The following is a 13,101-nucleotide window of genomic DNA, read 5'->3' as shown; positions in this document are numbered from 1 at the left end:
GGCTGGTTCACCTCCCTCTACCCGGTCCGCCTGTCCATGGCCGCCGGCCCCGGCGACCTGGGAAGCCTCCTCAAGAGCACCAAGGAACGGCTGCGCGAGATCCCCCGCCACGGCCTGGGCTACGGACTGCTGCGCCACCTGGCCGGGGGAGAGACGGGCGAGACCCTGGCGGCCACGCCGGGACCCCAGGTGGCGTTCAACTACCTCGGCCAGTTCGACCAGGCAGGCGGGGACGCCGAGCGGTTCCGGACGGCCGAAGGGACCCTCGGGCGCGAGCGCGCCGACACCGGTGAGCGCACCCACCTGATCGAGGTCAACGGCCTGGTCGTGAATGGCCGCCTCGAGCTGGGCTGGACCTACTCCGAGCGGTTGCACGACCGCGCGACGGTCGAGCGGCTGGCCGCGCGCTACGTCGAGGTGCTGGAAGAGCTCATCGACCACTGCTGCCGGCCCGGCACCGGCGGGTACACACCGTCGGACTTCCCGCTCGCAGGCCTCGACCAGAACACTCTCGACAGGATCCACGCCGAGGCCGGGCAGCCCATCGACGACCTCTACCCGCTGACCGCCACCCAGCAGGGCATGCTGTTCCACACTCTGCTGGAGCCGGGCTCCGGCGTGTACCTCGTGCAGAACGGCATACAGCTCGACGGCGAGCTCGACACCGGGGCGCTGATACGGGCCTGGGAACTGGCGCTCGCACGGCATCCTGTCCTGCGCGCCCAGGTGGTCTCCGAGGGCGTCCCGGTGCCGCTGCACCTGGTGCCCCACTCGGCAGCCCCCGCCGTGGACGTCCACGACTGGCGCCGGCGTGACCGGCAGGACCAGGAGCGGGCGCTGGAGGAGTTCCTGGCCGCCGACCGCGCCAGGGGACTGCCTCTGGACCGGCCCGGTGCCATGCGGGTCACCCTGATCCGCACCGCCGACACCCGCCACCAGATGGTGTGGAGCTACCACCACCTGCTGCTCGACGGGTGGAGCGCGCCCATCGTCCTCGGCGAGGTGCTCGACGCCTACCAGGCCTACCGGGCCGGGCGCGCGCCCGACCTGCCCGGCCACCGCCCCTACCGCGACTTCGTCGCCTGGCTCGCCGCCCGCGATCAGGGCGAGGCCGAGGACTTCTGGCGCGGCCACCTGCGCGGCTTCGCCGCGCCCACCCCGCTGGCCGTCGACGGCGACACCGGTGACCACGGCCACACGACCATCAGGGCCGAGCTCCCCCAGGAGACGACCGAGGCGCTCACCGACCTGGCCCGCCGCCACCACCTGACCCTCAGCACCGTGGTCCAGGGCGCCTGGGCCGTGCTGCTGTCGGCCTACAGCGGCGAGGACGACGTCATGTTCGGTGTGACCACCTCCGGCCGCACCGAAGAACTGCCCGGCGCGGAGTCGATGGTGGGGCTGTTCATCACCACCACACCGCTGCGCGCCCGGATCGACCAGGACGCAAAACTGCTGCCCTGGCTGGAGGAGCTCCAGGCCGAGCAGATCCAGGCCCGCCGGCACGAGCACACCCCGCTCGTCCGGATCCAGGCGTGCTCCGACGTGCCCGCGGGACAGCCGCTGTTCAACAGCCTGCTGCTCTTCGAGAACTACCCCTCGGGTGAGTTCGACGACCAGGTGGAGGCGGCCGGGGCCGACGGCCTGCTGATCTCCGACGGCGTCGCCGCCGAGCAGGTGAACTACCCTCTGACGATCATCGCCGCGCCCGGGCCGTCACTGGCGCTGGGCGTCGCCTACGACCGGGCGCACCTCACCCACGACAGCGCCGGACGTCTCCTCGCCCACCTGACCACGCTCCTCACCGCCGTCGCCGCCGACCCGGACCGGCGCGTCGCCGAGCTGCCGATCCTCGGCCCGGCCGAGCACGAACTGGTCCTCTCCGTCTTGAACGACACCGCCGCGCACACCACGACGGGCACGGCGCTCGACCTGATCGCCGAGCAGGTCGCACGGCGGCCCGGCGCCGTCGCGGTGGTCTCAGGCGACGAACGCCTGACCTATGCCGAACTGGACGCCCGGGCCGACCGGCTGGCCCACCACCTGCGTGGCCTCGGCGTGGGACCGGAGACGGTGGTGGGCCTGTGCCTGCCACGCGGCCTGGACCTCGTGGCGGCGCCGCTGGCGGTGTGGAAGGCGGGCGGCGCATACCTGCCCCTGGACCCCGGCTTCCCCGCCGAGCGGCTCGAGTACCTGCTTGCCGACGGCCGCGCGGTGGTCCTCGTGACCAGCACCGACGTGGCCCGCGGCCTCGCCCCCGGCGCTGCGCGGGTGGTCGATCTGGACGACCCCGCGACCGCGGCCGCGCTGCGCGCCGCGCCCACGGGCGCGCCCTCGGGGCAGACCGACCCCGGCCGGCTGGCGTACGTGCTGCACACCTCGGGTTCCACGGGCCTGCCCAAGGGCGTGCTGGTCTCGCACGCCAATCTGGCGAACTTCCTCGTCACCATGGGCGAGCGGCCCGGCCTGGAACCCGGTGACGCGCTGCTCGCGGTCACCACGCTCGGATTCGACATCGCCGGGCTGGAGCTGTTCCTGCCGCTGACCCGCGGCGCGCGTGTGGTGGTGGCGTCGGCCTACACCACGCGTTCGCCGGAGGCGCTGGCGGCCGAGATCGACAGGCACGGCGTGACGGCCATGCAGGCCACCCCGGCGACCTGGCAGATGCTCCGCGACGCCGGATGGGCCGGCTCGCCGCGACTGCGGGCCCTGTGCGGGGGAGAGGCGCTGCCCGCCTCCCTCGCCCGGTGGCTGTCGGACCGCACGGCGGGGCTGTGGAACCTGTACGGCCCCACCGAGACCACGATCTGGTCCACCCGGCACCAGGTGACGAATGGGGCCCTTCCGACGCTGGGCCGCCCGATCGCCAACACCGTGACCTACGTGTTGAACAAACACCTCGAGCCGGTGCCGGTGGGCGTGCCCGGCGAGCTGTTCATCGGCGGCGCCGGGGTGGCGCGCGGCTACGGCGGACGCCCCGACCTCACCGCCGAACGGTTCATCGCCGACCCGTTCGGCCGGAGCGGCACCAGGTTGTATCGCACCGGCGACCGGGTCAGATGGCGGGCCGACGGCGAACTGGAGTTCCTCGGCCGGGTCGACCAGCAGATCAAGGTCAGGGGATTCCGGATCGAACCAGGTGAGGTCGAGGCGGCACTGTGCGCGCACCCGGCCGTGGCCGCGGCCGTGGTGGTCGCCCGCGACGACGGAGCGGGCCGCCGCCTGGTCGGCTACCTGGTGCCGGCCGACGTCGCGGCGGGTCTGCCGGAGGCGGGCGAGCTGAGGTCGTTCCTGCGGAGGAGCCTGCCCGACTACATGGTCCCCGGCGCTTACGTGGAACTCACCGCGATCCCCTTGACGCCCAACGGCAAGTACGACCGGGCGGCACTCCCTGCCCCGCAGGCCGTGACCGGCGCGTTCGCCGCCCCCGCCTCCTTCACCGAGGAGAGGCTCGCCGCGATCTGGGCCGAGGTGCTGGGCGTGACCAGGGTCGGGACCGGCGACGGCTTCTTCGAACTGGGCGGCCACTCGCTGCTGGCCACCCGCGTGATCTCCCGGGTGCGGGCGGAACTCGGCGTCGAGGTGCCGCTGACGGCGCTGTTCGACCACCCGACCGTGGCCGGGCTGGCCGCGGTGGTCGACGTGGCCAAGGCGGCCTCCGCGCCGCCCATTGTCGCGGTGCCGCGCGGCCAGGCACTGCCGCTGTCCTTCGCGCAGCAGCGGTTGTGGTTCCTGGACCAGCTCGAACCCGGCGCGCTTGAGTACAACGTGCCGATCGCGCTGCGCATGAACGGACCGCTGGACGTGGCCGCGCTCGGCGCGGCGCTGGGGGCGATCGTGGAGCGGCACGAGGTGCTGCGCACCCGGCTGGTCGCGGTGGACGGTGTGCCGTATCAGGTCGTCGACCCGGCGGCGGGATTCGACCTGCCGATCATCGACCTGTCACACGAGCCGGACGCCCCGGCCCGCGCGCGGGAGCGGGTCGTCGCGGACGCGACGCTGCCGTTCGACCTGGAGGCCGGGCCGCTGCTCCGGGCCCGGCTGATCCGCCTCGGCGCTGAGGAGCACCTGCTCAGCCTGTGCACGCATCATGTCGCGTCGGACAAATGGTCGGTGGACGTGCTGCGCCGCGAGCTGACCGTTCTGTACGAGGCGTTCTCCCGGGGTGAGCCGTCGCCGCTGGCTCCGCTGCCGGTGCAGTACGCCGACTTCGCGCTCTGGCAGCGCGAATGGCTTCAGAGCGAGGTGCTGGAGGAACAGCTCGGTTACTGGCGCGAGCGACTCGAGGGCGCGCCCGCGCTGGAGCTGCCGACCGACCGGCCACGCCCGGCCGTCCGCACCTCGGCCGGCGGCCTGGTCGATTTCACGGTGCCCACAGCCACCGCCCAGGCGCTGCGCACGATCGGCAGGGACCTCGGCGCAACCATGTCCATGACCCTGCTGTCGGCCTTCACCGTGCTGCTCGGCAGGTACGCGGGGCAGGACGACGTCGTGGTCGGCACCCCGGTCGCCGGGCGCAACCGGGCCGAGGTCGAGGATCTGATCGGGTTCTTCGTCAACACGTTGGTGTTGCGTACCGATCTGTCCGGTGACCCGACTTTCGCCGAGGTCGTCGGACGGGTCCGGGGCGAGGCGCTGGGCGCGTACGCCCACCAGGACGTGCCGTTCGAGCAGCTCGTCGATGCGCTCGCCCCCGACCGGGACCGCAGCCGCACCCCGCTCTTCCAGGTGATGTTCGACTTCGGCCACTCCGGAGCCAGAGCGGGCGAAGCCGCGGCCGAGGAGGAGCTCCCGCACGACACCGCGCTGTTCGACCTCACGCTCGCGCTCGCCGAGACCGGCGACGGCGGGCTGGACGGAGCGTTCGAGTTCAGTACGGACCTCTTCGACCGGCCCACAGTGGAGCGCATGGCAGCCAACCTGGCGGCCCTGCTGGCGGAGCTCGCGGGCGATGCGGAGTTGCGCCTGTCGCAGGTGGCGGCCCTCCATGCGGACGAACACCGGATGGTCGTCCACGAGTGGAACGACACCGGGACCCCGGCCTCCGCCACTCCCGTGCACGAGTCCATCACGGCCCAGGCCGCCACGCGGCCGGACGCGATCGCGTTGGAGGCCGACGGCCGCACCCTCACGTACGCCGGGCTCGAGGCCCGCGCGAACCGGCTGGCCGCTCACCTGCGCGGCCTCGGCGTCGGGCCGGAGACGATCGTGGGCCTCTGCCTGGAGCGCGGCCTGGACCTGGTGGTGGCCGCGCTGGCCGTGTGGCAGGCGGGCGGCGCCTACCTCCCGCTCGACCCCGACCACCCGGTCGAACGGCTGGCATACATGTTCGCCGACAGCGGCGCCGGGCTGCTGGTGGCACACCGTGCGGCGGCCGGCCACCTGGCCGGTCAGCTCGCCGGTGGCGGAGCGACCACGGTGTGGCTGGACGACCCGGACACCGAGGCGGCCCTGGCCGCAGCCCCGCCGCAGGCGCTGGGCGGACCGGTCGCCGGCCACCTGGCATACGTGATCTACACCTCGGGCTCGACGGGGAGGCCGAAGGGCGTCATGGTCACCCACGACGGCCTGGCGAACGTGATGTCGGCCATGGCCACGCGGCCTGGCATCGACGCCGCCGACACCGTGCTGGCCGTCACCACGCTCGGCTTCGACATCGCCGGCCTGGAGCTGTTCCTGCCGCTGACCCTGGGCGCGCGGGTCGTGGTGGCCTCGCACGAGACGGCGAGGTCTCCTGAGGCGCTGGCGGACACGATCGGGCGGCACGGCGTGACCGTGATGCAGGCGACGCCCGCCACCTGGCAACTGCTGGTCGACGCGGCCTGGCCGGGATCGGCGCGACTGCGCGCCTGGTGCGGCGGCGAAGCCCTGCCCGCCGCCCTCGCCGAGAGCGTCGCCGCCCGCACAGCGGCCCTGTGGAACATGTACGGTCCGACGGAGACGACGATCTGGTCCTCCTGCCAGCAGGTCGTCCCGGGGCGGCCCGTGTCGCTCGGCCGGCCGATCGACAACACCACGATGTACGTGCTGGACCAGCATCTGCGCCCGGTTCCGGTCGGCGTTCCCGGCGAGCTGTTCATCGGCGGGGCCGGGGTCGCGCGCGGATACGCGGCCAGGCCCGAGCTGACCGCCGAGCGGTTCATCGCCGACCCGTTCGCCGCTGACGGCTCGCGCCTCTACCGGACCGGTGACCGGGTCCGCCGGCGGCCGGACGGCGAGCTGGAGTTCCTTGGCCGGGCTGACGACCAGGTGAAGGTCCGTGGGTTCAGGATCGAACCGGGCGAGGTCGAGGCGGCACTGCGCACGCATCCGGCCGTGGCCCGGACGGTCGTGATGGCCCGCGAGGGGCGGCTGGTGGCCTACCTCGTGCCCGCGGACGTGACCGCGGGAGGGCCGCCGGCGGCCGAGCTGCGCGCGTTCCTGCGGGAGAGCCTGCCCGAGTACATGGTGCCGTCGGCGTTCGTGGAGCTGACGACGCTACCGCTGACCCCGAACGGGAAGGTGGACCGCGCGGCGCTGCCCGCTCCCGACGGTGTCCGTCCGGAGCTTGGCACGGGGTTCGTCCCGCCGCGGACGGCCACCGAGGAGGTGCTGGCCGGGATCTGGGCGCAGGTGCTGGGCCTGGAGCGGGTGGGCATCGCAGACGGTTTCTTCGAACTGGGCGGGCACTCGCTGCTGGCGACCCAGGTGATCTCCCGGGTGCGTGCCGCGTTCGACGTCGAGGTGCCGCTGACGGCGCTCTTCGACCGCCCGACGGTGGCGGAGCTGGCCGCCGTCGTCGAGGTGGCGGCGCGGGGCGAGGTCCCGCCCCCGATCGTGGCGGTGTCTCGGGACGGGCTGGTGCCGTTGTCGTTCGCGCAGCAGCGGTTGTGGTTCCTGGACCAGCTCGAGCCGGGCTCGGCCGACTACAACGTGCCGATCGCGCTGCGCATGTCCGGACCGTTGGACGTGGCCGCGCTGCGCGCCGCGCTTGACGCGGTCGTGGAGCGGCACGAGGTGCTGCGCACCCGTCTGGTGGCCGTGGACGGCGTGGCCCACCAGGTCGTCGACCCACCGTCCGGATTCGGGCTGGAGGTCGTCGAGCTTGACGCCGAGCAGGCCGAGGCGTTGATGGCTGCCGACGCCGTTACGCCGTTCGACCTCGCCACCGGGCCGTTGCTGCGCGGCCGGCTGATCCGCCTCGGCCTGGACGAGCACGTGCTGAGCCTGACCGTGCACCACGTGGTGTCCGACGAGTGGTCGGCCAGGGTGCTCCGCCGTGACCTGATGACCTTGTACCAGGCGTTCGTGCGGGGTGAGGCGTCGCCGTTGAAGCCGTTGCCGGTGCAGTACGCCGACTTCGCGGTCTGGCAGCGTCAGTGGCTGCAGGGGGAGGTGCTGGAGGGGCAGCTCGGCTACTGGCGCGAGCGGTTGGAGGGCGCCCCGGTTCTGGAGCTGCCGACCGACCGCCCCCGGCCCGCCGTGCGGACCACGGCGGGCGCGGCGGTCGACTTCGAGCTGGCGGCCGGCACGACGGCCGCGCTGCGGGAGCTCAGCAGGCGGTCCGGCACGACGATGTTCATGACCCTCCTCGGCGCGCTGACCGTGCTGCTGGGCAGGTACGCGGACCAGGACGACGTGCTGGTCGGCACCCCGGTCGCAGGACGCAATCGGGCGGAGATCGAGGATCTAGTCGGGTTCTTCGTCAACACGTTGGTGTTGCGCACCGATCTGTCCGGCGATCCCACGTTCGCCGAGCTGGTCGGCCGGGTGCGGCAGGAGGCGCTGGGCGCGTACGCGCACCAGGACGTGCCGTTCGAGCAGCTCGTCGATGCGCTCGCCCCTGAGCGGGACCGTTCGCGCACCCCGCTGTTCCAGGTGCTGTTCGACTACGGTCAGAACGCCGGTGGCCTCGACGACGAGGGCGGCCTGGTCGTGTCCGGGCAGGGGGTCACGCGGGAGAACACCCTGTTCGACCTCAGCTTCGTACTGGTGGAGGACGGCGACGGGCTGGCGGGAGTGGTGGAGTACAGCACCGACCTGTTCGACCGCTCGACGGTCGAGCGCATGCTCGGCCACCTCACCATCCTGCTGGAGGCGGTCGCGACCGACGCGGACCGCCGTATCTCGGAACTGCCGTTGCTGGGGGCCGGGGAGCGTCGGCAGGTGGTCGAGGGGTGGAATGCGACTGACGCGGCGCTGTCTGGTGTTTTCGGGGTGCATGAGCTGATCGTGGAGCGGGTGGTGGCGGCTCCGCAGGCCGTGGCCGTGGTCGCTGGTGATGGGTCGCTGACCTACGCCGAACTGGAGATGCGGGCGAATCGGCTGGCTCACCACCTGCGTGGGCTTGGGGTGGGGCCGGAGTCGGTGGTGGGGGTGTGCCTGCCGCGGGGGCTGGACTTCGTGGTGGCTGTGCTGGCGGTCTGGAAGGCGGGTGGGGCTTGTCTGCCTGTTGACCTGGATTATCCGGCGGAGCGGGTGGCGTTCATGCTGGCCGACAGCGGGGTGCGGGTTGTGGTGGCGGATGTGCCGGTGCCGGGGGATGTCCTGGTCGTGAGTCCGGACGTCCAGGCGGGGCCGGGATCGGTTTCGGAGGCGGTGTGCGATCCGGGGCAGTTGGCGTGTGTGATCTACACGTCGGGGTCGACGGGCAGGCCGAAGGGTGTGCTGGTGACGCATGGGTCGCTGGCCGGGACGTATGAGGCGTGGTCGCGGACGCATTTCTCGCAGCCGTTGCGGTGGTTGTCGGTGACCAGTGTCGGTTTCGACGTCTTCACCGGTGATCTGGTCCGGGCGTTGTGTTCCGGCGGCGCTCTGGTGTTGGGCGAGGTCGGGGTGCAGGCTTCTGCTTCGGAGTTGGCGGAGGTGATCGCTGGGTTCGGGGTGAATGCGCTGGAGTTGGCGCCGCGGTTTGTCGATGGCCTGGTGGAGCATCTGGCCGGGTCGGGGCGGCGGCTGGAGTCGCTGGCGTTGGTGGTGGTGACCACCGATGTGTGGCGGACTTCTGCCGTGGTGCGGGCTCGCGAGGTGTTGGGCGCCCGGCTGCTGACCGCGTTCGGCATCACCGAGACCACGATCGACTCGACCTACAGCGAGCTGGCCGGGATCGAGCCGGGGGAGGACGGGCCCGCTCCGATCGGCCACCCGTTGCCGAATACCCGGGTGTATGTGCTGGATCGGCATCTTCAGCCGGTCCCGGTCGGGGTTCCTGGGGAGTTGTTCATCGCCGGCGTCGGCGTGACCCGAGGCTATGGGGGTCGTCCGGAGCTGACGGCGGAGCGGTTCGTGGCCGATCCGTTCTCCGCTGACGGAGACCGGTTGTATTGCAGCGGCGACCGGGTGCGCTGGCTACCGGACGGTGAGCTGGAGTTCCTGGGCCGCGCCGACCAGCAGGTGAAGATCCGCGGGTACCGGATCGAACCCGGCGAGGTCGAAGCCGCCCTGCTGGCGCACCCTGCGGTCAGCGCCGCCGTGGTGGTTGCTGATCCGCTGGAGCGGCTGGTCGCTTACGTGGTGGGAGAGCTGCCGCCGGTTGCGGAGTTGCGCGCGTTCCTGCGGGACAGCCTGCCCGAGTACATGGTGCCGTCGATATTCATGGAGCTGTCGGCTCTGCCGGTGACCCGGCACGGCAAGCTCGACCGCGCTGCCCTGCCTGCTCCGGAAGCCCCGATCGGCGAGTTCGTCCCGCCGCGTACGGCCACCGAGGAGGTGCTGGCGGGGATCTGGGCGCAGGTGCTCGGCCTGGAACGGGTGGGCGTCACCGATGGTTTCTTCGACCTGGGCGGGCACTCCCTGCTGGCCACCCAGGTGATCTCCCGGCTGCGGGCCGCCTTCACCGTGGAAGTGCCCCTGGCGGCGATCTTCGACCAGCCCACGGTGGCCGAACTGGCCGTCGTCCTGGACTCCATGGCGACCGGCCTCACCTCACCGCCGATTGTGCCAGTGCCCAGGGACGGGCTGGTGCCGTTGTCGTTCGCGCAGCAGCGGTTGTGGTTCCTGGACGAGCTGGAGCCGGGCTCGTCGGAGTACAACGTGCCGATCGCGTTGCGGTTGACCGGCCCTCTGGACGTGCCGGCGTTGAGCGCGGCGCTGGACGTGATCGTGGAGCGGCACGAGGTGCTGCGCACGAGGTTCGTCGCCGTCGATGGGGTGGCGCATCAGGTGATCGACCCGCCGTCCGGGTTCGGGCTGGAGGTCGTCGAGCTGGGCGCCGAGCAGGCGGAGGAACTGGTCGCCGCCGACGCGGTGACGCCGTTCGACCTGTCCACAGGCCCCCTGCTGCGCGGCCGGTTGATCCGGCTGGGCCCGGACGAGCACGTGCTGAGCCTTGTCATGCACCACGTCGTCGCAGACGACTGGTCGGTGGCGGTCCTGCGCAGGGACCTGACCGCCCTGTACGAGGCGTTCTCGCGGGGTGAGCCGTCGCCGTTGGCTCCGTTGCCGGTGCAGTACGCCGACTTCTCGGTCTGGCAGCGCGAGTGGCTCCAGGGCGAGGTGCTGGAGGGACAGCTCGACTACTGGCGGGACCAGCTGGCCGGGGCTCCGACGTTGGAGCTGCCCACCGACAGGCCCCGCCCCGCCGTACGCTCCTCGGCCGGCGCGAAGGTCGAATTCGACATCGCTCCACAGATCACGGCCGCCCTGCGAGCGGTGAGTCGTGAGGCCGGGGCCACGATGTTCATGACCCTGCTCTCCGCTGTCTCGGTGCTCCTCGGACGGTACGCCGACCAGGACGACATCGTGATCGGCACCCCCATCGCCAACCGCAACCGGGCCGAGACCGAGGACCTGATCGGGTTCTTCGTCAACACTCTGGTCCTGCGCACCGACCTGTCCGGCGACCCCACGTTCGCCGACGTGATCGGCAGGGTCCGCGGCAACGCGCTCGCCGCCTACGCCCACCAGGACGTGCCGTTCGAGCAGGTCGTCGACGCCCTCGCCCCCGAACGCGACCGCTCCCGCACCCCGCTCTTCCAGGTCTTGTTCGACTACGCTCTGGGCGGCGACGGCGGTGAGTCCAGGCTCGGAGCGGCCGAGGTGTCCGGGTGGGGTACGCCGCAGGAGACGGCGATCTTTGACCTCAGCATCGCGCTGGTGGAGGACGGCGACGGGCTGGCGGGGGTGGTGGAGTACAGCACGGAGCTGTTCGACCGCTCGACGATGGAGCGGATGCTCGGCCACCTGACGACACTGCTGGAGTCCGTGACCGCCGACGCTGAGCGCCCGGTCTCTGAGCTACCCCTCCTGAAGACTCTGGAACGACGGCAACTGCTCAGCGGCTGGAACGCGACCGAGGCGCCACTCCCCAGCCTTTCCGGCGTGCACGAACTGATCGCCGAGCGGACGGTCGAGGCTCCGCAGGCCGTCGCCGTGATCTGCGGTGAGGAGACGCTGACCTACGCCCAACTCGAGGTACGGGCCAACCGGTTGGCCCATTACCTGCGGGGTCTCGGGGTGGGGCCGGAGACGGTCGTCGGCCTGTGTCTGGAGCGTGGGCTGGACCTGGTGGTGGCGGTACTGGCGGTCTGGAAGGCCGGCGGCGCTCACCTGCTCCTGGACTCCGACTACCCGGCCGACAGGGTGGCGTACATGCTCGCCGACAGTCAGGTCCAGGTGGTCGTCGCGCATCGCCGGTCGGCCGAGCGCCTGGGCGAGGGCGCGCTGACGGCCGCGGACACCGTTGTGTGGCTGGACGACCGGCCCACGGTGGCTGCGGTGGCGGCCGAGTCCTGGGCGCCGGAATCGGGCAAGACGCACCCGGGACGCTTGGCCGGCGTGATCTACACCTCCGGTTCCACGGGCAGGCCGAAGGGTGTCCTGGTCACGCACGGGTCGCTTGCCGGAACGTACGCTGCATGGTCACAGGCTCACTTCCCGGCCGAGGCGAAATACCGGTGGCTGTCGCTGGCCAGCGTCAGCTTCGACGTGTTCACCGCCGACCTGGTCCGGGCCCTGTGCGGCGGCGGGGCATTGGTGATCGGTGAGGTGGGGCTGCAGCTCACCACTCCCGCCTGGGTGGCGGAGCTGGAACGGGCGAAGGTCAACGCGTTCGAGTGCGCGCCCCGGTTCGCCGACGAGCTGGTACGGCACCTTGAACGGGAGGGCCGGCGCCTGCCCGACCTCCGCTTGATGGTGGTGACGACGGATGTGTGGCGCACGTCTGCCGTTCTGCGGGCTCGTGAGGTGTTGGGTGCGCGGGTGCTGACCGCGTTCGGCATCACCGAGACCACGATCGACTCGACCTACAGCGAGCTGGCAGGGATCGAGCCGGGGGCGGATGGGCCCGCTCCGATCGGCCGCCCGTTGCCGAACACGCGGGTGTATGTGCTGGATCGGCATCTGCAGCCGGTCCCGGTGGGTGTACCTGGGGAGTTGTTCATCGCCGGCGTCGGCGTGACCCGAGGGTATGGCGGCCGCCCGGAGTTGACGGCCACGCGGTTCATCGCCGATCCGTTCTCCGGTGATGGGGGGCGTTTGTATCGCAGTGGCGACCGGGTGCGCTGGCTACCGGACGGTGAGCTGGAGTTCCTTGGCCGGGCCGACCAGCAGGTGAAGATCCGCGGTTACCGGATCGAACCCGGCGAGGTCGAAGCCGCCCTGCTGGCGCATCCGGCCATCACCGCGGCTGTCGTGGTCGCCGACCCGCTGGAGCGGCTGGTCGCTTACGTGGTCGGAGACCTGCCGCCGGTGGCGGAGCTGCGCGCATCCGTGCGAGACAGCCTGCCCGAGTACATGGTGCCGTCGATATTCATGGAGCTGTCGGCTCTGCCGGTGACCCGGCACGGCAAGCTCGACCGCGCCGCCCTCCCCGCACCCGACAACCTCCAGCCTGGGTCAGAGAGCGACTACGCACTGCCCCGCACCGCCACCGAAGAGGTGCTGGCCGGTATCTGGGCGCAGGTCCTCGGCCTGGAACGGGTCGGAGTCACGGACGACTTCTTCGACCTGGGCGGGCACTCCCTGCTGGCCACCCAGGTGATCTCCCGGCTACGGGCCGCCTTCACCGTGGAGGTGCCCCTCGCGGCGATCTTCGACCATCCGAACATCGCCGAACTGGCGGAGGTGATCGAGGAACTGTCACCGCAGGCACCGCTGAGTGACTACGAAGAGTTCGAATTCTAG

At 71.7% G+C, this 13,101-nt stretch carries 1 protein-coding gene (running past one end of the window); it reads left to right on the top strand.

The window, feature by feature from the left end; translation table 11 throughout:
• Positions 1-13,101 carry the end of a non-ribosomal peptide synthase/polyketide synthase gene (locus ACQPWU_RS29715; protein WP_433445024.1) on the top strand. It extends 14,988 nt beyond the left edge of the window, so only the last 13,101 of its 28,089 coding nucleotides appear in the window; its start codon lies beyond the left edge, outside the window; it ends in the stop codon at positions 13,099-13,101.

It is taken from the genome of Nonomuraea sp. CA-141351 (genome assembly GCF_050944675.1).
Taxonomy (GTDB): Bacteria; Actinomycetota; Actinomycetes; order Streptosporangiales; family Streptosporangiaceae; genus Nonomuraea.
This window is presented reverse-complemented; position numbering and strand designations above follow the sequence as displayed.